The sequence below is a fragment of the Brevibacillus sp. AF8 genome (genome assembly GCF_021270385.1).
Taxonomy (GTDB): domain Bacteria; phylum Bacillota; class Bacilli; order Brevibacillales; family Brevibacillaceae; genus Brevibacillus.
In genome coordinates, this window is sequence record NZ_JAGQDN010000002.1 from 155388 (window position 1) to 175733 (window position 20346).

Consider the following 20346-nt stretch of genomic DNA (forward strand, 5'->3'; position numbering starts at 1 on the left):
GGGAGAGCGATTTTTCGCTCTCTCTTTTGTTTTGCATGGAAAAGGCTTCGCCAAAGAGTGGCGAAGCCAAGGGTAGACATATCTTATCCGAGACGATCATGCACTTGCTTTTTTACACTGGACATTTGCTGGTCGGATAATTTGACACCGACTGCCTTGCTGACTTTTTTAATCAGCTCGCTTAATTTCTTGTCGTCCTTCAAGTCTTTCATGGAAAAGTCTTTTGCCAGTGATCGTACATCGCCCATCGTCCATTTTTTCTTGCTTTTCTTGTTGATGGACTTCAGTAAATCACGTGGATTGCCCTTCGCTTTGAGCTTGACTTTTGCCCTTGCTTTTCCTTTTGCTTTTGCCATGATGCTTCGCTCCTTTCAAAAGAATACGTCTGCCCTATGCAGTTATATGGAAAAGCAAGGGGGTTCGCTTGGACAGATTCACGCCGCTTTTCGCCTATTTTGCTTAACGTTGTGCAATGGCCCAAACCCATAGGGGGAGCCGTGACATAGGATGAGTCAGAACGATGCATGACAGGAGGCTAGTAGGTTGAAAATTGTCAGCTTTCATCGGGATACGCCATTTACCGAGATACTGTCAGATTTGAAAACCAAGGTTCTGACCAAAACCGAGAGACTTCCATGGCGATGCTATGATGACCTTTCTTGCTTGTGTGTCAAACAAAAGATTTTTGAGCAGCATGAGGAGCTTTTTCGAAGGTATAAAGCGATGGTGGAAGAGAACATTACCGTAAGTGTCCATGCGGAAGGGGAGGATGAAATCCCGTGGGGCGTGCGATATGTAGGGGCACAAAGATTGTGGCGAAAGGGGCGCGGAGCAGGCGTCAAAGTCGCTGTCATCGATACAGGAATCTCCCGGGATCATTTTGATTTGAGAGATCAAATAAAGGGCGGCATCCAACTTGTACGCGGCAAACAAAATGGACACGGTACGCATGTCGCAGGAATCATCGTAGCTGAGATGAACCAAAGAGGAATTGTGGGAGTGTCTCCTGAGGCCCATTTGTATGACGTCCGTGCTTTTGATCATGAAGGTCAATCATCTTTGTCGACCATTTTGCAGGCTCTGCAATGGTCGATTGCCAATAAGATGGATGTGATCAACATGAGCTTTGGCATGCCCCAATATAGCGAAGCAATGGCGCGAGCAGTTGGCAGGGCCCATCAGCAAGGAATCGTACTGGTGGCTTCTGCAGGAAACGGAGGGGGAGAAGCGGAGTATCCCGCTCGGTACGATGGTGTCATAGGGGTTAGTGCGATTGATCAAACGGGAAAATTGGCATCGTTCAGTGCGAGAGGCAAGGGCGTAAATATGAAGGCACCCGGAGTTGATATTTTGTCTACGTGGCCGGGCAATCAGTTTAAAAAGCTGAATGGTACTTCTATGGCTGCCCCGCATGTGGCAGGGCTGAAAGCGCTAGAAATTGGTCGCAAACGAAAAAAAGCGTAGCGTTTCTACGAAAAAACAGCTCCCAGGCTAAAATGAAGCCAAGGAGCTGTTGCTTTTAATAAACGAATTATTGATGGATTTTGGTGTCATGGTCTTGCTGGACACGGAACCATATATTAAGATCGTTAATAACACTGGCCAATTCGTGGATCTCGCTGTTCAATTCGCAAGATCTTACGAAATTTTCCTCTTCGGACATTTGTTTGGTTTTCTCAATGATAACCTGCTCTACCCGGTGTATTTGATCCGGAATGGTTGCGCGGATTTCTTCCCATTCCAGCAACATGTCCGCTCTTTCTACAGTCGAATAATCTTCCCATTCCAGATGCAGCACGGGAAGTCGTATACCTAGCCGTTCATCATGGATAAATTGATAGCGCAAAGGTGAACTCACTCCTCTCCACCTCCATCATACCAAAAATGAATCGGTACGGGGAGAGAAATACACACGAAAGGAGCAACCATGTCAAAAGGACGTGTTCTTATCGATGCGGATGCTTGTCCGCGCCAGGCACTCTTAACCGCCCAAGCATTGTGCAAAGAGCTCGACTGGATCTGTTTGACCTTTGCCAGTTATAATCATCAAATCGGCAACGCAAATCATGTGACGGTAGATGCCGGGCCACAAGCGGTAGATATGAAGCTGGCGAACGAAACGAGTCCGGGGGATGTCGTGGTGACACAAGATATTGGTCTGGCAGCTCTCATTCTCGGGAAGAAAGCCCATGCCCTGACACCACACGGGATGGTTTTTGACCCAGAACGGATTGCGTTTCACTTGGAAGAACGAAATGAAAAAGCGAGATATCGCCGCGGGGGAGGTCGTACGAAGGGGCCTGCTGCTCGTACACGAGAAGACGATCAACGATTTGCTGAGTCCCTGCGCTTTTTGATAGAAAGAGGAGATCAACAATGATTCAGACAACTAGAAAAAATGGATATGTAGGCGGAGCACTAGCGTTTGCTGTTCTTGCTACGATCATGTTTGCCCTCTACCTAGCAGGGAGAGTGGCAGGTATGGATCAAGCTGCCATCGCATTTGCGGAGTCGATTCGCTCGGATGTTGGGACTGCCTTTTTTCGATTGGTAACCAATCTGGGCGGAGGCATGTTCCTTGTACCAGTAGCAGTGATTATGATCGTTGTCCTATACATAAAGAAATATCGTGTGGAGGCAATGTTTGTTCTCATTTCCCTCGGTGTCAGTGAAGTCGCAAATGAGCTTTTAAAGCTGTTTTTTGCCAGACCTAGACCGAGTGGCGTCAATCTGATTGAGCTGCCGGAGTCCTTTTCGTTTCCGAGTGGTCATGCAATGATCGGACCAGCCTTTTATTGCATGGTCGGGTTTTGGATTGCCCAGTGGTTTGCGGAGAAAAGATGGTCGTCGCTTGTGCAGCCTGCGATTTTTATTTTCGTGGCATTGCTCGCGTTCAGCCGTGTGTACTTGGGCGTTCATTTTTTGAGTGATGTGCTTACTGGCTTTTTCCTGTCGATGTGCTGGTACTTTCTCCTTCGTCTTGGCTATGAAGAATGGATGGGGAGACGAAGCACAGTCGTCGACCCCATACCGCATTCCAGATAATCTAGGTGGAATACCCTAATTCACTCATTAAACTCAGCCATTTTTCTACGCTGGGTTTATTTTTTTTGTCCTTCGGCAAGACGATGTACGCCGAGCGTTTGGGAGGCTTATTGCCTGTGATGATCAGTTCCTTCAAGGTACCAGCCGCAAGCTCGGCTTTGACGGTAGAGCGCGTCAACAAGCTCACGCCGAGACCCTCTTTTATCAGATCGATGGCGAGCTCCGCTTTGTCTACTGTTAGCTTGGGTACGTAATTTCGCGGCAGTGTCTGTCTTATCCACTCGTTAAAAGGAGGGCCCCAATTCATGTACAGCAGCGGCAGATTGCGCAGTTCGCGCCAATCGACGTGTGTAGATGCGGCGATGGAGCTCTCTGGACAGCAAACCAGGACAATTTCATCATCCCACGTTGGAATGACGTCAAAGTTGGGTAAGGATGGAGGAACGTATACGATTCCGATTTGAATCACGTTATCCAGCAAATACTGGATGACATCGGACGAGTGGCCTGTCTTTGTGCTGATGGCAATTTGTGGATACCGGTAGTGGTACTCTTTCAAGATTGGTTCGAGGGTGGATGTCCAGATCGCGTTTAAGCTGCCAATCGATAAATAGTCTTCATAAGGCTGGAGTGAGGCGACTTCATTTAGGGCTTCATGGGACAGTTTGAGAATTCTCTCTGCATACGGTAAAAGGGTTAAGCCCGCTTGGGTTATCTCAACACTTCTTTTATCACGAATGAAAAGAGGTTTGCCAACTTTTTCTTCCAGTTGCTTGATTCGCATTGTCACCGTAGACTGGACTAAGTGGAGCATTTCCGCAGCCTTGGTGAAATTTTTCGTTTGGGCCAATGTGTAGAAAGCGCGTAATTGTTCGAAGTCCATACAGTTGGAATCCCTCTTATCTAAATATTTGATTACCATATACAAAATTGTTCGTTTCCCAAATTATACCCTGTTCGCTAAGCTGGGGATATCCTTATTTCATGGGCTATCGGGAGAGCGAGGGGTATTGGAATGAAGTGGGAATGGTGGCGAGAAACGCCCTTTTCAGTGAAGCTCTTGTTAAGCACATCTTTTATGATGAATATGGGTTTTTATGCATTAATCCCATATCTCACTTTGTATTTGACAGGCAGCATCGGCTGGACACTGGCGATGGCAGGAATTGTCCTGAGTGTGAGACAGTTCTCGCAGCAAGGTCTTGCCTTTCTTGGCGGTGTGATCGCGGATGCCTTCGGATACAAAGGGGCGATGTTCCTCGGGTTGGGCGTGCGTGCTGTTGGTTTTGCGATGTTCGCTTTTTGTACCGAGACGTGGCACTTTTTTGTTGCCGCGATTCTTTCCGGTTTGGGTGGGGCGTTGTTTGAGCCTGCATGTTCTGCTGCCTATGCCATTATTACGCCTGACGCCATTCGAAAAGAAGTATTCTCCCTTCGCAATGTGCTTGGCAATATTGCAGTTGTCGGCTCTCAAATCGTGGGGACAGCACTCTCGGCTATTGATTTTACGTACATTTCGCTGTTTGCAGGGGCGGTTTTTGGTGTGAATGCTATCGTGATCTTCTTTTTATTCCCACCGATTCGCGCCACGAATACACGGCATAGTATATGGGAAAGTATGTCTACGGTAGTGAAGGACAAGCTGTTTGTACGTTATACCTTTATTTTGATGGGGTATTATTACTTGAATATGCAGGTGTTTTTAACGATTCCGCTATTTGTTGAAAATGTTACACATAGCAAGGTGAATGTAGGGATCGTGCTTTCTGCGCTTTCGCTGTTTGTGATCTTATTTCAAATGAAAGTGACACAATTGCTGGAGGGTTATCCGCAAAGGCTTACCTTGATTGGCATCGGGACGTTGTTTATGAGCGTGGGACTATTTTTGTTCACGTTTGCTGATTCATTGTGGCTCATTCTCTTGGATGTGTTCCTTTTTGCACTAGGTACCATGATTGCTGTTCCGAATCTGGTGGATGTCGTTCCCCGTTTTGCTCCTAAAGATTTGGTGGGCGCCTATTATGGCTTTAACGGATATTCGATTGCCATCGGAGGTTCATTTGGACAGGTAGCGGGAGGATGGGTGTACGATGTCGGGCTGCGTTTGCAAACGCCGTGGCTGCCGTGGACCATTTGTTTGGTCATTGGTTTTTGGGTGGCCTGGATGCTGCATCGTATGGAACAACAAACCGGACAAATCGGGAATGATTTGAAGAAAATAGCTCGCTCATAAATATTTTTGGGCGAAATGAAACATTTTCCATTGTTCATACGTATATATCGATAGAGATGATTGGCGCAAGAAAGTGAGGGAATTTTATGGAAGATATGAAAAAGCTGAAGCGCATGTTGCTGGTAACGAGTTCCCTTGGATTTGCAGTCTTTGCCATGGTAGTCGTTACGGAAATTGTCCGAATCTCATTGTAGCAATGCCAAGCCTAACGCATCGCATATAAAACATGAAAAGCTTGCAGTCCCTTCTTGAAAGTAGGGGGCTGCAAGCTTTTCTTTTTGATTTACGCTTCGAGTTTCTTTTTTAAATGGAATTGATACACGCATATCGCAATGATCATGAACGGAACTCCGCAGTACAAGGCGATGCGCTGTTCTGGATCGAATGCCAGACTCACGAGAACGAGCAAGTTCAAGATCAAGGAGATCAAAGGCAGTATAGGGTACAAAGGTGTACGGAACTTCAGGTCCTCCAGCTTTCCTCCATTTTTCAGGTAATGGCGACGGAAAGCGAGCTGCGAAGCGGAGATGGAGATCCATCCCACCTGTGCGCCGAGACCAGCGATGGACAAGAGCACCATGAACACCGTATCTTCTGCAAAAATACCGGACAGAAGAGACAAGAGAGCAATGGCAAACGTAATCAACAAAGCGTTCATCGGAATGCCTTTTCCATTTACCGCCCCAAGCTTTTTCGAAGCCATTCCTTCTTTGGACAGGGAGTAAAGCATACGAGTTGCTGCGTACAAACCAGAGTTGGCCACAGACAGAAGTGCTGTCAGGACAACGAAGTTCATAATGTCAGCTGCATAAGGAATCCCAATGCTGTCAAATACGACGACAAATGGACTTTCAATCACACCCGCCTGTTGGTGTGGAATCATCCCTGCCACAATGGCAATCGCCAGAATGAAGAATACGAGTGTGCGCCAAACCGTCGTACGAATGGCCTTCGGAATCGTCTTCTCTGGATTCTCACTTTCTCCAGCCGCAATCCCGATTAACTCGGTACCTTGAAAGGAGAAGTTCACGGTGATCATCGTCATCAGCAAGCCTGTAATTCCAAAGGGGAGAAGCGGGCTTTCTGTAAAGTTGGTGAGCATTGGCGCAGGCTGACCGTTTTTTAGGTCGATAATGCCAAACATCGCCGCTCCACCCAAGATGATGAACAAGATGATAGCGCTTACTTTAATGCTGGAAAACCAGAACTCAGACTCACCGAACGCTCGAGCAGATAAAGCATTTAATAAGAAGAGCACTACACCGAAGATCGCACACCACATCCAAACAGGTGAGTCAGGGAACCAACGTTGCATCAGCAATCCTGATGACAACAACTCTAAAGCAACGGTCACGGCCCAACCAAGCCAATACAACCAGCCTACACCAAACCCAAGTGCTGGGCTAACAAAGCGAGTCATATATGTTTGGAACGAACCGGCCACTGGCATGGCAACTGTGAGCTCGCCCAGACATAGCATAGTCAGGTACATGATAAAGCCGCCGACTAAATAGGAGAGAATGGCACCAACTGGTCCTGCCTGACTAATTGTATAACCTGATCCGAGGAATAACCCGGTTCCGATTACGCCGCCAAGAGAAATCATAAAGAGGTGTCTGCTGTTCATCGTGCGTTTCAATTGATTGTGCTGTTCCATGTTGCTTTGGGACATATAACCCTCTCCTTCACGCGAGTATGTTAAATGGATGTATGCGTTTTCAGGCGCGATAGCGATATATGCTCTGCAAGAATGATACCAAATGAAATACTTTATGAAAATATTATTTTTGAGGTATATCCTGGCAAAAAGTGCAAAATGATTCGGCAGTTGATGCAAAATAATTAAAAAAACGCCAAATCTCTTGGCGTTTATTAAAATTGATAAGGGAATAATTGGATTGGCTGAATAGCATCTCATGAGATTATCATGCAAGTTTTTTAGGGAACGATGAACCAACAAAACTGTCGAGAAGAAAAAGCGCAGGGCTCGTAGACCTTGACAAAGCCTACCCAGTCGGAACTGCAAAAAGGGGACCACGCTTGTCGAACACTTCTTCCTCGAGAACCTTCCGCCCGTAGGGTGGCTTTGGCTCGACGGACCCCTTTTTGCAGTGGAGACGGATAGTGAATCACCTTTGCAAGCGTGTCAGAGTCGAAGAGAACTGTGCTTTTTCTTCTCCTCCACTATGTTGACTCAAACCAAAACGTTTTTATTGGTATGCTTTACCCCTTTATCCCCAGCTTACGCAAACGATATTGCAAGCTCTGACGACTGATTTGTAATTCCTTGGCTGCTCTTGAAATATTTCCGTTATAGCGTTCCACAACATGGTGAATATATGCTGTTTCAAATTCTTGCATCGTTTCCTTCAACGGCTTTCCTTCGTCCACAAATGGCAACGTGTGGGGGGAAGGTTGCTCGATTGTTACAGAAGCGGCTGGCATACGACGCAAAAAGTGTAAGGGCAAGTGTTCATAACGGATGGTTGATTCGTCAATCATCAGATTCATGGCCCCCTCAATCAAGTGCTGAAGTTCACGCACATTGCCAGGCCAGTCATGCTGAATAAAAAATTGCAGAACCTCGTCACTGATGCTTCTTACCTCCATTTGGAACAGCTCATTGTATTTTTCGATAAAATGGCTGACCAGCATCGGAATATCTTCCTTGCGTTCCCGAAGCGGGGGGAGAAATAACGTGACGACTCCGAGCCGATAGTACAGATCTTTTCGCAAATGCGAATTGGCGATTGCTTCAACAGGATCTTCATTGATAGCCGCAATAATTCGTACATCGATCGTTCGATCCTTTGTGTCACCAATACGTCTAATCGACTTCTCTTGCAGAGCACGCAACAATTTTGCTTGTAGTGGCATACTAAGCGAGTTGATTTCGTCGAGAAAAAGTGTTCCGCCTTCTGCTTGCTCAAACAAGCCAGGTCGCTCTACTGCGCCGGTAAATGCTCCGCGAGCAGTTCCAAACAATAACCCTTCGATCAGGCTATCCGGAAGTGCAGCGCAGTTTTGTGAGATAAGGGGACCAGATGCACGCAGGCTGGCATTATGGATGCTTTGCACGAACAGCTCTTTCCCGGCACCAGTCTCACCGACTACCAATACGGATGAGGAGGTGCGTGCTGCGCGTTTGGCATTCTCGATGACATCGAGAATTGGACCGCTTCTCCCGATAATGTGCTCGAATGTGTAGCGTGACCCGTTTTTTTGCAGCAGGTTTTCTCTGATCAATCGTTCCATCTTGGTAACATCATTGGCGATTTCCATCGCCCCGATGATCTTGCCATTTACAATGATGGGGTACGTATTGTTGATGGTTGAAATTTCTTTTTGCTTGTCATTGAAATACGTTTGGCGTGTATTGCGGATGCTATTTCCGGTACGCAAGCATGTGAGCAAGGTACTTTCCTGACCAGACGGGAACTGAAAAACTTCTGCCAAAGGTTTGTGCAAAACATCTTGTCTGGTCATCGATTCCAGCTCGGTCATTTTGGCATTGTATACAATCGTTGTCCCGTCCGAATCGATGACGTGTACACCTTCATTCATTCTGTCCAAAGTATGTTCATAAATGCGCAAGAGAGTGTCAGCAGAAGAATTATGCGTAGAAGACGACACTGTGGTCACCAGCCTTTCCTTATGAGGGTATCATAGCATAAAGGGAATGAGTGCAAAAACATTATGCACTGCAAAAGATTACGAATGCGAGATGCAAAATTTTTTTGCTCAACTCATCGAATTGGATCGACTTTTTGGGGTTTTGCTGTTTGGCATCGTTCTTGCTAGATAATTTTAGCAAGTGATCTTGAAGGAGGCTAACGACATGAGTAAAACAAACGTGGTTATTGAACAAACAGAAAAATTTGGTGCGCACAACTATCATCCGCTACCGATCGTTATTTCCAAAGCAGAAGGCGTATGGGTACACGATCCGGAAGGCAATAAATATCTGGATATGCTGAGTGCATATTCTGCGCTGAACCAAGGACATCGTCATCCACGTATCATCCAAGCTCTGAAAGATCAAGCAGATAAAGTAACGCTCACTTCCCGAGCTTTTTACAATGACCAACTGGGTGAATTCTACGAAAAGCTCTCTGCGGTGACAGGTAAAGAAATGATCTTGCCAATGAACACCGGTGCTGAAGCAGTAGAGACGGCACTCAAAGCAGTTCGTCGCTGGGCTTATGATGTGAAAAAAGTACCAGAAAACCAAGCAGAAATCATCGTATGTGAAGGCAACTTCCATGGTCGCACTGTCACAGTGACTTCCTTCTCTTCTGCAGAAGAGTACAGACGTGGCTTCGGGCCATTTACACCTGGTTTCAAAATCATTCCTTATGGCGATATTGAAGCGCTTAAGCAAGCGATTACACCGAATACAGCAGCATTCATGCTGGAGCCAATTCAAGGAGAAGCAGGGATCATCATTCCGCAAGAGGGCTTCTTGAAGCAGGCACAAGAGGTATGTAAAGCAAACAACGTACTCTTGGTCAGCGACGAGATCCAAACGGGCTTCGGACGCACAGGTAAAATGTTTGCCAGCGATTGGGAAAATGTAGTACCAGATATGTACATCATGGGGAAAGCTCTTGGGGGTGGCGTGTTCCCGATCTCCGCAGTAGCAGCAGATAAAGAGATCTTGAGCGTATTTGAGCCAGGCTCCCACGGTTCTACTTTTGGCGGAAACCCACTCGGATGTGCGGTTGCCATCGCAGCTATGGATGTATTGGCTGACGAAGGTCTCGTACAGCGCTCCCTGGAAATGGGCGCATACTTCATGGAGAAATTGAAAGAAATCAACAACCCGATTATCAAGGAAATTCGCGGACGCGGTCTGTTCATTGGCTTGGAGCTGACTACAGCGGCTCGTCCATATTGCGAAAAACTAAAAGAACTGGGACTCCTGTGCAAAGAAACACATGAGACAACCATTCGCTTTGCACCGCCACTTGTTATCAGCAAAGAAGACCTGGATTGGGCAATTGATCGCATCAAACAAGTTCTGCACGTGACAGAAGCAGCAAACGCATAAAAGCAACAAGGAAAGCCATCCTGTACAGGGTGGCTTTTTTGTGGGTTATTATGACAGAATAATCGCATCATTCGTTCGACAAATTTCGACTGACTGTGGATAAAAGAAAAAAAACATCCACAAAGGAAATGCTTGGATGCTTATAAGTTACACACAATTTGCCCACATGTTACCAACAAGATGTCCACATTGCTTGTGGATATCCGAACGATTGTTCGATACAAATGCTTCTGGTACAATGGGCTCATATTAAGGATGGAGGTGAGCAAAGGTGAAATACTTAAGTGACCAAATGCTGATAGAAGTATATCATCGAGCTGTCGACCTTCAACTAGATGCAGCTTTTATCGAATTGCTTCGCGAAGAACTACAGCATCGGAATATCCGTATCACGCAGTTCAGCGCCTAAGAGCAAAATCATCACACATACGTCACATATGGCAAAAGCCATCCTCTTTTTTCGGGAGGATGGCTTTTGTTATCTTACGCTTGCTCCGTAATAAACTCAAAAGCGGTAATTCCTTTAATTGGTTCTTCATTGGCAAGCAACATTTCAGGCAAATAAAAATACACAGGACCATCCTCTTTAATAGGCCTGCCGCCTTTGGAGAATTGGAGGATGGCTCTTCTTGCCTCGGCAAGTGGAAGAACGATCGCTTCCTCATCCTCGCGGTGAAGACGGACATGAGTCACCTCTGGTAGGGGCTCAGCATTTGTAATGAAGGGATCAAGGCGCATTCCGTACTCGCCTTCGAGCACTTTGCGTTCTTCGGCTAAACTTTTTCTTTCGGAAGGAAGCGTAGCTCCTTCGCGCAATTCCTTATCCCACTGCGTACCTGTGCCAGCCAAATATTTTGCTTGCGTGGCCAGCGAGCTATCATCTTCGCCCGAGTATGTTTTCAGATCGAATTTGCGTTCATCAAAAACCCAGACGGTTGGATCCAATGTAATAGGGAAAGCAATAGCCCCTTTGAACACGATAACATCAGACATGCGTCATTCCTCCGTGGTCGTTCATAATCAATCTCTATATTACTATAGACCAGCAAATGACAGCAATTATCGGAAAAGCGAAAATTTCATAAAATAGTCTAAAAATTATTGACATACATTTTACAGATTATATAATCATATTAGAAAGTTATTATGTGAGAGTGAACTTTGCCTGTGATATTTGAATTCCTACTGAAAAGTGGGGGGGCCAGATAAAAGGCATTGTGTACAAGCCTTTCGATTTTTGAAAAGGCTTTCACGAAAAAAGGGAAGCTCACTTCGTCTTTCTCCCGCTGAACCATCAACGGCGATGAGCGCTAGAGAAGGAAACCTACATCATTCATCCCGAGGATGGTTGCAAAGCCGCAGAAACATTCAGGGAATTCAAACGACTTAGGGGGCGAAACTATGGCGAAAGGCACGAATGTGCAAGCAGATCTGATGAAGCAAAAAGGTATTTTAAAATGGATTGAAACCGTAGGGAATAAACTCCCGCACCCATTTGTACTGTTCATTATTTTGTGTGGCGTGTTAATGGTCGTCTCTGCAATCCTCGCAGCCATGGATTTTTCGGTTATACATCCTGCAAAAGGCGAAGAGGTTGCTGTAAAGAGTTTGCTTAGCGTCGAAGGTATTCATTGGATGTTAACGAGCATGCTGAAAAACTTTATTGAATTTCCAGCACTTGGCCTCGTTCTGGCGATGACGCTTGGAATTGGACTGGCAGAAAAAATCGGTCTTTTGACGACAGTTCTACGCAAAATGATGGCAGGCATTCCGGCAGCCGTTGTCAGTTATGCCATTGTCCTTGTCGGTATTTTAGGAAATCTTGCTTCTGATGCAGCCATGGTTATTATTCCTCCGCTTGGCGGTCTCGTGTTCTTGGCAATGGGGCGTCACCCGATTGCAGGCTTTGCAGCTGGTATGGCTGGTGTATCCTCCGGTTTTACAGCGAACTTTTTCATTGCCGGCACAGATGCTCTCTTGGCAGGGATCAGTACCGAAGTAGCGAAAACAATTGATCCAAATGCAATGGTTACACCTGTAGATAACTGGTTCTTCATGTCAGCTTCCGTTGTCATCCTCGCTTTCTTTGGAGGGTGGATTACCGATAAAATCATCGAACCACGTCTTGGCACGTATCACGGGGATCGAAACGTACAATTCGAGGAAGTAACTCCGCAAGAAAACAAAGCACTGCGCAAAGCTGGTATCGCAGCATTGATTTTCGTAGTCATTGTAGGGTTGCTGGTCGTTCCGGAGGGTTCACTGCTGCGTGATCCAAAGACAGGTGACTTCTTGACCTCACCGTTTTTGAAAGGGATCATTCCCATCATCTTGTTGTTCTTCGTGACTGTGTCGTTTGTGTACGGCAGAGCAATGGGACTGATTAAAACATCGAAGGACATTCCGCATTACATGTCCGAAGCCATCAAGGATATGTCAGGCTTTATTGTGTTAGCGTTTACAGCAGCGCAGTTCATCGCGTTCTTTAACTGGAGCAACATTGGTATTTTGATGGCTGTCAATGGTGCAGAATTCATGACAAGCATGGGCCTGACAGGCTTGCCGATCATTATTGCCTTCACCCTATTCACAGGTGTTTGTAGCTTGTTTATCACGAGTGGTTCAGCTTTGTGGGCGATCCTCGCACCTGTATTTATGCCAATGCTGATGCTGTTGGATTACAATCCGGCGTTTATCCAAGTCGCTTATCGGATTGCGGACTCCGCAACCAATACGATTTCACCTGTGAATCCGTACATCCCGCTCTTCCTGGCTTTCTATCAGAAGTATAATAAGAATGCCGGGATGGGAACGATTTTCTCTACCATGACTCCATTTGCAATCATTTTCTTGGTTGTATGGATCTTGCAGTTGACAGTATGGTACTTCCTGGATCTTCCATTTGGCCCTGGCGTATACGCTCGCTAGTTTATTATTTAGTAAGAAGAGAGTCGCTCATCAGGGCGGCTCTTTTTTTCGTGCACCAGAAGCTTGGACAATTGGAAAAAGACGGTTTATGCTGTGTGTATGTAAGTGAAGGGACTACGGGGAGGGAACGAGCGTGTACGATTTTGATCAGCGCATCGAACGTAAAGGGACAGACAGTGTCAAATGGGAGATTCAAAATCCGAGAGTCAACGGAGAAGGGATGCTTCCGCTGTGGGTGGCCGACATGGATTTTGCTTGCGCTCCTGAAATCACAGAGGCATTGATCAAACGAGCAAATCACCCGATATACGGATATACGTTGAAGTCAAATGCCCTTTATCAGAGCTTGAAAGAGTGGATACACAAGCGATTTGGTGTAGAGGTAGACGTGAGCTGGATGACAGGGATACCTGGGGTCGTTCCCGGCATTCACGTCGCTATAGAGGCTTTTACAGCCCCAGGAGACGGTGTCTTGATCCAGACGCCCGTGTATCATCCTTTTTATCATGCAGTCGAAAATCGTGGACGTCATGTCGTTGCCAGCCCACTCATAGAGCGTGACGGGCGTTATGAAATGAATTGGGATGATCTCGAACAAAAGCTGAGCGACACGCGGGTGAAGCTCATGCTGCTCTGCACACCGCATAATCCGATCGGCAGGGTATGGACCAGAGAAGAGCTGGAGCGCTTGGGGAGATTGTGTGTAGAAAATGGCGTGATTGTGGTTGCCGACGAGATTCATTCGGATTTGGTCTATGAGCCAAATGTTCATACGCCTTACTATTCGCTGGCACCGGAGCTGGCTAACCAGAGCGTTACCTTTCTATCAGCCGCCAAAACGTTTAATTTGGCTGGCCTGTATACTTCTTATTTGATGGCAGAAAATCAGCAGTTATTGCGGGACTTCCAGGTCACAGCATCCAAAATGGGCTACGAGAACCTGAATCTGTTTGGGATGGAAGCAACGATCGCTGCCTACCAACATGGAGAAACATGGCTGGAAGAACTGCTAATCTATTTACGTAAGAATGCGGCCTATGTACATGAGTTTTTATCGACTCGTGTTCCGGGGGTATCTATGGCAATTCCAGAAGCGACATACTTGGGGTGGATGGATTTTAGACAGTTAGGTTGTAGTCAGGCGGAGTTGAACAAGCTCATTCGCGAGGAGGCAAAGCTCGGTTTGCACGATGGGACGACGTTTGGGCCAGATGGTGCAGGGTTTATGCGAATTAATTTTGCCTGCCCGAGATCGATTCTAGTCGAAGCGATGGAACGATTGGAGCACGCTGTTCAGAAGTAGGGATTATTTGACATGTCCCCTATAGAAATCTACAATCGAATCTGTATACATCGACGTAATAGACAGAGGGGATTTTCGATGGATTTGAAGCAAGCGTCTGAACAATTGTTACAAGTACGCAACCAATCACTTGAGTATACACACAATGGGAGTGTAGCGTCCTACATCCCTGAATTGGCAAAAGTCGAACCACATCAATTGGGGGTGGCTGTATGCTTGCCCGATGGGACGATCCTTTCTGCTGGTGATGCAGATGCGCCATTCTCGATGCAAAGCATCTCCAAGATTTTCTCGCTGATCGTCGCCTTATGCCAGAACGGGAAGGAATACGTGTTTCGGCATGTGGGGAAAGAGCCAACTGGCGACCCGTTTAATTCGATTATTAAACTGGAGACGACCGAATCCCATAAACCACTGAACCCGATGATCAATGCAGGAGCCATTGCGGTTGCTGGCATGATTCGTGGCGCTAATGTGGACGAGCGGCTAGATGCTGTGCTGGCTTTGATGCGGAAAATGACGGGAAACCCTCATCTTACGATCAATCAAGCTGTTTATTGTTCTGAAAAGAAAACGGCTGATCGTAATCGTGCCCTTGCTTGGTTTCTAAAGGACAGCGGCATTCTCGAAACAGATGTAGAAGAGACGCTTGATCTGTATTTTCGCCATTGCTCGATAGAAGTGACAGCGAAGGAAGTAGCTACACTAGGGATGGTCCTTGCAGCAGACGGAATTCTCGTGAATACGGGTGAGCGAGTGATTCCAGAAGAGGTAGCAAGAATCTGCAAGACTTTCATGGTGACTTGTGGGATGTACAATGCCTCTGGTGAGTTTGCGATTGACGTAGGAATCCCTGCGAAAAGCGGGGTTGCCGGCGGTATTATGGCAACCGTGCCACAGCGTATGGGGATTGGTGTGTTCGGTCCGTCCTTGGATGAAAAAGGAAATTCGGTAGCCGGTGTCAAGCTGTTGGAGCTACTCTCAAAAGAGTGGAAGCTTGGTATCTTTTAGCTTCTTGCAGTTGATCTGTCTTCTCCCCTTTTCAAATGGCCCAGAATCGCGTACTATGTATGATAAGGATGGAGGCAAACGGAGGGATAGGTTTTGACAGAAATTAAGGTTCCCGATCTGGAACAAAAAGCGCTAGCGTTGCTTCAAGCAGACGCCGACAAAATTTACAAGCTGATCGACGTACAGATGGAAAACCTGACCATGCCGCAGTGCCCACTGTATGAAGAAGTGCTGGATACCCAAATGTTCGGGCTTTCTCGTGAAGTAGAGTACGCGGTCCGCTTAGGACTGATTAGTGAAGACATTGGTCGAGAAATTATGGGTTCATTGGAACGTAAATTGGCCCATCTTCATGAACTGTTTAATCAAAAGTAAGGCGAGGAGAGCGGCGATTATCCTCGCTTTTCATTTTGTTAAAAGAAAAAACACTTGCCTATTTCGTATATTTATATTAAATTAAATTCTATAATTTTTTATTAATTTTGAAATGCGATGATGGAGACTAGTATGCGGAATCACCGCTTGTCAGGGAGAAGCTGCCTTAGACTGTAAGCAGCTTTGAAGCGCGCCCCGTAGAATTCCCTCCTGAGCAGCCCTCTTAATGGCTTTTCGCCTAGTAGGAGGAATCGGGTCATTCCCGTTATCAATGATGGAGAGAAGTGTGTAGGGGTTCTGTATCCCGTGCACTTAATCAGGGTGGTACCGCGAATAACTCGTCCCTTTTTTGGACGGGTTTTTTTAATTTTCGTGAATGCCCAACAATCGAATCATAGAAACAAGCAAGGAAAGAGACTAGTAAACGGACCTGCTACATGACAGGAAAGGCTGCCATAGACTGAGAGCAGCCTGATGGAAGCCCCGTTGAATTCACTCTTGAGCTGACCTCTGAACGCAGGCGCCGCCAGTAGGAGAGTCCGGGTCACACCCGTTATCAATGACGAAGCGAGGCATCGCCTTTAGGGGGATGTCTAAGTAGGGTGGTACCGCGAGAAATGAAAACTCGTCCCTTTTTGGGGCGGGTTTTTTTGTATCCATTTTTGAGCATAAAAAGAATATCTTTGGAGGGTGAAGACTATGAAACAAGCCGAACAATGGACGAGCAGGCTCGGCTTCATCTTGGCAGCAGCAGGCTCGGCGATTGGATTGGGGGCCATTTGGAAATTTCCTTATATGGTCGGAACGAGCGGTGGTGGAGCGTTTTTTCTCCTTTTCATCATCTTTACACTAGCAATTGGTCTTCCGCTGTTGCTAGGAGAATTCACAATCGGACGCAGTACGCAAAAAGAGGCGATCAGTGCGTACAAAACAATTGCGCCAGGGTCACTCTGGCATTGGATCGGTCGCCTTGGGGTGATCACTTGCTTCTTGCTCTTGTCCTTTTACAGTGTAGTGGGGGGCTGGATTCTTAGTTATCTTCTTCGCGGGTTTACTGGTCAATTGCAAGGGCCAGCTTATGACAAAGTGTTTGGTGACGTTATCGGTGATCCTGTTAGTGCAGTCGTTGCGCAGTTGGTTTTCATGCTCATCACTGCATGGGTAGTCGCGAGAGGCGTACAGAGTGGAATTGAGTCCGCTAACAAGTACATGATGCCTGGTTTGTTCCTTTTATTCATGGTATTGATGGTTCGTTCCTTGACGTTGGATGGAGCGATGGAGGGCGTTTCCTTCTTTCTGAGTCCTGATTTTTCCAAGCTGAGTGCACAATCGATCCTGTACGCATTGGGCCAATCCTTTTTCGCGCTGAGCGTCGGGGTGTCTGTCATGGTCACGTACAGCTCGTACCTTGCCAAAAACGAAAGTCTGGTTCGTTCTGCTGGATCGATTGTCAGTTTGAATCTGCTCGTATCGCTGTTTGCCGGTTTGGCGATTTTCCCTGCTGTCTTCTCCCTTGGAGTAGAGCCAACAGCAGGGCCGGGATTACTGTTTATCGTACTGCCTTCTGTGTTTGAACAAATTGCCTTCGGTAGTATTTTTCTGTTAATCTTTTTGGCTCTTTTCCTTTTCGCTACGTTGACTTCGGCTTTTTCGATGTTGGAAATTATCGTCGCATCTCTTGCAAAAGGGGACGAAGCAAAGCGCAAGCGCCTTGCTTGGGTGGTTGGTCTGTTGATCTTTATCGTCGGTGTACCGTCGGCGTTGTCATTCGGCGTATGGAGCGAGGTTACGCTGTTCGGTAAATCTATCTTTGATGCGATGGACTTTTTGGTCAGCAATATCTTGATGCCGCTGGGAGCGCTGCTTATTGCGATCTTCGTTCCTTTGAAAATGAAGCGGGAGACCTTGATCAACGAGCTGGGGGCGCATACTTCTCTGGGCAAACGCCTGTTTATTGTTTGGCTTCTCCTGATTAAATATGTAGCACCTATCGCGATTCTCGCCGTTTTCCTGCAAATGCTGGGAATCTGGTAAAACAACGAAAGGCTTCGCCACTTTAGGATGGCGGAGCCTTTTTTGTTCCTGCGCCCTACGCGAAGAAAAAAACCGTACCCAAAATAATATACACCGTCAAAAGGAGTACGCCTTCAAACCAGTTCGTAGCGCCATCCCGTGTGATGGAAATCGTAATAAAGGTAGCAACTCCGATCGCAGCTAATTCAAAGCTAGTGAACACGATGTCCATCGGATTGCCTAGCAAGAGACTGAGAATGACGAGAGTAGGGGCCACAAACAAGGCAATCTGCAAGCTGGAGCCGATCGCGATTTCGACTGCTGCACCGATGCGTCCTTTTAGTGCCAAAAGCATGGCAGCGCTGTGCTCTGCCGCATTCCCGATGATCGCAATGACAAAAGCACCGACGAATAACTCTGACCACCCTAACGATTCGGAGACATGCTGAACTCCCTCTACCAGCCATTCCGAGACAACGGCCACGAAAAAGGTGGAGACAGCAAGCATCAAGAGAGAGACGCCTTTTGACCATACCGCATCACTTTCTTGCGGCTCGATATCCGATAAAAAATCACTGTGGGTAATCATTGAAAAGATGAGCCATAAAATGTAGGCAATGATGAGCAGGCTGGCGATGACGATGCTGATGATCTCTACCTTGATCATAGGCAGATCAAACATGAAGACTGCCGGTATGAACAAAGCGACGATTGCGAGTGTCATCAGGGAAGCATTGTGACTGGCCAGCCTGCTATTGAAGGTTTGTTCCTTGTACTTAAGACCGCCCAGTAGCGTGCTCAAGCCGAGAACCAACAGCATATTTCCGATGATCGCACCGGTAATAGAGGCTTTGACCATATCGAACAAGCCTTCTTTCACCAGAAAAAAAGCAATAATAAGTTCAGCGGCATTTCCGAAGGTAGCGTTAAGAAAGCCCCCGATTCGGTCCCCAGCATAATGGGCGACGCTCTCTGTCGATTTTCCGAGCCAAGCCGCCAAAAAAATGATGGCAAGGGAAGACGTGGCGAATTGGAGCATTTCATTTCCAGAAAAATAGTGGGCGTAAAGGGCTAATAGCATGCTCCCGCCTACTAATGAGAAAAAGAGTTTCAAGTTCATTTCATCACCTCAGCAGTTTTTACGCATCTCTAAACCTTATAGGTATAGAGTTCCTGTTCTGGACAAAACTAACCATGAACTAGAAAAGGGAGGTGTTTTTTATGACCCAGCCTTTATTGTGCCCGACATGTAAATCGAATCGGATGAGATTCACTGTCATTGAGCAGACCCCTCGCTATATAAGACTGGATCCACAGTCAGGCGAAGTCGTAGCAGAACTCCATCAAGACCAGCTCGATATGTTTCACCAGCCGTACAAAGGTGAGAACTACATGATACAATGTGGTGTTTGCGGGACCACTGAACCGGAAGAACGATTCATCAAAATGGCCCAGCATTTCCAATCACAGCGTTCCAAATGAAACGCGAAAAGGAAAACAGGCACGCAGTTACGACTGTCGTGCCTGTTTTTAATAGAATGCTAACGACAAAAAATGTGTCTGCCGATCTTTTTGATTTGAGGGCGGCTCCAAATCCAACCGGATGTAGCAGTATCCGGGTTGAAATAATAAATGGCCCCATCAGTTGGGTCCCAACCTTTGAGTGCGTCATTCACTGCTTTTTTTGCCTGCTCGTTCGGTGTTAGCCAAATCTGACCATCCGCCACGGCCGTAAAGGCCCGAGGTTCGAAAATAACGCCCGCTGGTGTATTGGGAAAGGACGCGTTTTTCGTCCGGTTTAGAATAACAGCCGCCACTGCCACTTGGCCAATGTAGGGCTCTCCACGCGATTCTCCGTAAACGGCATTCGCCATCAGACGCAGGTCGTTCTCCGATATTCCAGCTGCGTGATACGTAGGTTTAGAAGGCGTAGAAGGCTTCGTTGGTGCAGGGGTTGCGGTTTGTGGCACCCCGAGATCAGAAGCAGTAGGCTTATAATTTTTCGTTGCATTGTACAGCTTTACTTTCGTCTGCGCCCCAAGGACACCGTCTACGGTTAAGCCAAACTCATACTGAAAGTTACGCAGCGCCCAATAAGAACGCCATCCGAATACCCCGTCTACTTTTCCGGTATAGAAGCCAAGGTGCTTCAAGCGATACTGCATTTCGCGCACGTCTGAGCCTTCTGCCCCTACTTTGACGATCTGCTTACTGAATGCATCCGAGCGCAAGGGAGATACCATAACCGCAGACGTAATCAGAAGTGCGAATACTACTACAGCTAGCAGCCATTTGACAGGCTGTTTCATTTCTTACCCTCCTTCGGGTATGGATTTGTATATCAGTTGATTATTGTTAGGTTCTCCAACTTCCGTCATTTTGGTCTTA

The 20346-nt window shown here is 46.8% G+C and carries 20 protein-coding genes and 2 other annotated features; of the genes, 12 read left to right on the forward strand and 8 right to left on the reverse strand.

The genetic code is table 11. From position 1 onward, the window contains the following. Positions 1–83: 83 nt before the first annotated feature. Complete coding sequence (locus KB186_RS03820; protein ID WP_173609682.1) at positions 84–356, reverse strand: stage VI sporulation protein F; 273 nt, start codon at positions 354–356, stop codon at positions 84–86. A gap of 187 nt (positions 357–543) precedes the next feature. Here KB186_RS03820 and KB186_RS03825 point away from each other — a divergent pair, with 187 nt between their 5' ends. After that, the gene (locus tag KB186_RS03825) at positions 544–1464 is read left to right on the forward strand and encodes a S8 family peptidase (RefSeq protein ID WP_173609681.1); all 921 of its coding nucleotides are present in this window, start codon (positions 544–546) and stop codon (positions 1462–1464) included. Between the two features lie 67 nt (positions 1465–1531). On the opposite strand, the gene KB186_RS03830 is transcribed toward KB186_RS03825, so the two are convergent. Then, on the reverse strand, positions 1532–1858 hold the full coding sequence (locus KB186_RS03830; protein WP_173609680.1) for a hypothetical protein: 327 nt from the start codon (positions 1856–1858) through the stop codon (positions 1532–1534). 69 nt (positions 1859–1927) lie between these two features. On the opposite strand from KB186_RS03830, the gene KB186_RS03835 reads away from it, so the two are divergent. Continuing rightward, entirely contained in the window at positions 1928–2380 is a 453-nt protein-coding gene (locus KB186_RS03835) for a YaiI/YqxD family protein (protein ID WP_173609679.1), read from the forward strand. Beyond that, positions 2377–3045, forward strand: a complete 669-nt coding sequence (locus KB186_RS03840; RefSeq protein ID WP_232773137.1) for a phosphatase PAP2 family protein — start codon at positions 2377–2379, stop codon at positions 3043–3045. Before KB186_RS03835 ends, KB186_RS03840 begins: the two co-directional genes overlap by 4 nt. 1 nt (position 3046) lies before the next feature. Here KB186_RS03840 and KB186_RS03845 read toward each other — a convergent pair whose 3' ends face one another. Then, the gene (locus tag KB186_RS03845) at positions 3047–3928 is read right to left on the reverse strand and encodes a LysR family transcriptional regulator (protein ID WP_221867180.1); all 882 of its coding nucleotides are present in this window, start codon (positions 3926–3928) and stop codon (positions 3047–3049) included. Between the two features lie 132 nt (positions 3929–4060). Here KB186_RS03845 and KB186_RS03850 point away from each other — a divergent pair, with 132 nt between their 5' ends. Continuing rightward, positions 4061–5278 (forward strand): MDR family MFS transporter, encoded by a 1218-nt coding sequence (locus KB186_RS03850; RefSeq protein ID WP_221867179.1) that lies wholly within the window; start codon positions 4061–4063, stop codon positions 5276–5278. A gap of 283 nt (positions 5279–5561) precedes the next feature. On the opposite strand, the gene KB186_RS03855 is transcribed toward KB186_RS03850, so the two are convergent. Continuing rightward, entirely contained in the window at positions 5562–6950 is a 1389-nt protein-coding gene (locus tag KB186_RS03855) for an amino acid permease (RefSeq protein WP_173609675.1), read from the reverse strand. A gap of 551 nt (positions 6951–7501) precedes the next feature. Continuing rightward, positions 7502–8920 carry a sigma-54 interaction domain-containing protein gene (locus KB186_RS03860; RefSeq protein WP_173609674.1) on the reverse strand — a complete coding sequence of 473 codons (1419 nt, stop codon included), beginning with the start codon at positions 8918–8920 and terminating at the stop codon, positions 7502–7504. 196 nt (positions 8921–9116) lie between these two features. On the opposite strand from KB186_RS03860, the gene KB186_RS03865 reads away from it, so the two are divergent. Both KB186_RS03865 and sda read left to right on the forward strand, forming a co-directional pair. Continuing rightward, entirely contained in the window at positions 9117–10328 is a 1212-nt protein-coding gene (locus tag KB186_RS03865; protein ID WP_173609673.1) for an ornithine--oxo-acid transaminase, read from the forward strand. Between the two features lie 271 nt (positions 10329–10599). Beyond that, positions 10600–10737, forward strand: a complete 138-nt coding sequence (gene sda / locus KB186_RS03870; RefSeq protein WP_007725857.1) for a sporulation histidine kinase inhibitor Sda — start codon at positions 10600–10602, stop codon at positions 10735–10737. A 74-nt stretch (positions 10738–10811) separates the two neighbouring features. On the opposite strand, the gene KB186_RS03875 is transcribed toward sda, so the two are convergent. Then, positions 10812–11321: a molybdopterin-binding protein gene (locus tag KB186_RS03875; protein ID WP_173609672.1), complete on the reverse strand. Its 510-nt coding sequence runs from the start codon at positions 11319–11321 to the stop codon at positions 10812–10814. 408 nt (positions 11322–11729) lie between these two features. Between KB186_RS03875 and KB186_RS03880 the strand changes: the two genes are divergently transcribed. The 5 genes from KB186_RS03880 to KB186_RS03900 all read left to right on the forward strand — a co-directional run bounded on the left by KB186_RS03880 (position 11730) and on the right by KB186_RS03900 (position 17979). Continuing rightward, positions 11730–13256: an AbgT family transporter gene (locus KB186_RS03880; RefSeq protein ID WP_232773138.1), complete on the forward strand. Its 1527-nt coding sequence runs from the start codon at positions 11730–11732 to the stop codon at positions 13254–13256. 133 nt (positions 13257–13389) lie between these two features. After that, entirely contained in the window at positions 13390–14559 is a 1170-nt protein-coding gene (locus tag KB186_RS03885; RefSeq protein WP_221867178.1) for a MalY/PatB family protein, read from the forward strand. A gap of 78 nt (positions 14560–14637) precedes the next feature. After that, entirely contained in the window at positions 14638–15570 is a 933-nt protein-coding gene (gene glsA / locus KB186_RS03890) for a glutaminase A (RefSeq protein WP_221867177.1), read from the forward strand. A 93-nt stretch (positions 15571–15663) separates the two neighbouring features. Continuing rightward, positions 15664–15945, forward strand: coding sequence for an Fpa/YlaN family protein (locus tag KB186_RS03895; RefSeq protein WP_007725848.1), 282 nt, complete (start codon positions 15664–15666; stop codon positions 15943–15945). Between the two features lie 108 nt (positions 15946–16053). After that, positions 16054–16294: a binding site (T-box leader), on the forward strand. Between the two features lie 49 nt (positions 16295–16343). Beyond that, positions 16344–16581, forward strand: a binding site (T-box leader). 63 nt (positions 16582–16644) lie between these two features. Continuing rightward, positions 16645–17979, forward strand: coding sequence for a sodium-dependent transporter (locus KB186_RS03900; protein ID WP_173609668.1), 1335 nt, complete (start codon positions 16645–16647; stop codon positions 17977–17979). 55 nt (positions 17980–18034) lie between these two features. Here KB186_RS03900 and cax read toward each other — a convergent pair whose 3' ends face one another. Beyond that, positions 18035–19078, reverse strand: a complete 1044-nt coding sequence (gene cax / locus KB186_RS03905) for a calcium/proton exchanger (RefSeq protein ID WP_173609667.1) — start codon at positions 19076–19078, stop codon at positions 18035–18037. 101 nt (positions 19079–19179) lie between these two features. On the opposite strand from cax, the gene KB186_RS03910 reads away from it, so the two are divergent. Next, entirely contained in the window at positions 19180–19440 is a 261-nt protein-coding gene (locus KB186_RS03910) for a hypothetical protein (protein ID WP_173609666.1), read from the forward strand. A 59-nt stretch (positions 19441–19499) separates the two neighbouring features. On the opposite strand, the gene sleB is transcribed toward KB186_RS03910, so the two are convergent. Further along, entirely contained in the window at positions 19500–20267 is a 768-nt protein-coding gene (gene sleB / locus KB186_RS03915; RefSeq protein ID WP_173609665.1) for a spore cortex-lytic enzyme, read from the reverse strand. Positions 20268–20346: the final 79 nt, after the last annotated feature.

What these genes read in the sequence shown, in the direction of transcription:
- KB186_RS03820 (WP_173609682.1), bottom strand. Translation starts at nt 356, where the DNA reads ATGGCAAAAGCAAAAGGAAAAGCAAGGGCAAAAGTCAAGCTCAAAGCG.
- KB186_RS03835 (WP_173609679.1), top strand. Translation starts at nt 1,928, where the DNA reads ATGTCAAAAGGACGTGTTCTTATCGATGCGGATGCTTGTCCGCGCCAG.
- KB186_RS03840 (WP_232773137.1), top strand. Translation starts at nt 2,377, where the DNA reads ATGATTCAGACAACTAGAAAAAATGGATATGTAGGCGGAGCACTAGCG.
- KB186_RS03845 (WP_221867180.1), bottom strand. Translation starts at nt 3,928, where the DNA reads ATGGACTTCGAACAATTACGCGCTTTCTACACATTGGCCCAAACGAAA.
- KB186_RS03850 (WP_221867179.1), top strand. Translation starts at nt 4,061, where the DNA reads ATGAAGTGGGAATGGTGGCGAGAAACGCCCTTTTCAGTGAAGCTCTTG.
- KB186_RS03855 (WP_173609675.1), bottom strand. Translation starts at nt 6,950, where the DNA reads ATGTCCCAAAGCAACATGGAACAGCACAATCAATTGAAACGCACGATG.
- KB186_RS03865 (WP_173609673.1), top strand. Translation starts at nt 9,117, where the DNA reads ATGAGTAAAACAAACGTGGTTATTGAACAAACAGAAAAATTTGGTGCG.
- KB186_RS03875 (WP_173609672.1), bottom strand. Translation starts at nt 11,321, where the DNA reads ATGTCTGATGTTATCGTGTTCAAAGGGGCTATTGCTTTCCCTATTACA.
- KB186_RS03880 (WP_232773138.1), top strand. Translation starts at nt 11,730, where the DNA reads ATGGCGAAAGGCACGAATGTGCAAGCAGATCTGATGAAGCAAAAAGGT.
- glsA (WP_221867177.1), top strand. Translation starts at nt 14,638, where the DNA reads ATGGATTTGAAGCAAGCGTCTGAACAATTGTTACAAGTACGCAACCAA.
- KB186_RS03900 (WP_173609668.1), top strand. Translation starts at nt 16,645, where the DNA reads ATGAAACAAGCCGAACAATGGACGAGCAGGCTCGGCTTCATCTTGGCA.
- cax (WP_173609667.1), bottom strand. Translation starts at nt 19,078, where the DNA reads ATGAACTTGAAACTCTTTTTCTCATTAGTAGGCGGGAGCATGCTATTA.
- KB186_RS03910 (WP_173609666.1), top strand. Translation starts at nt 19,180, where the DNA reads ATGACCCAGCCTTTATTGTGCCCGACATGTAAATCGAATCGGATGAGA.
- sleB (WP_173609665.1), bottom strand. Translation starts at nt 20,267, where the DNA reads ATGAAACAGCCTGTCAAATGGCTGCTAGCTGTAGTAGTATTCGCACTT.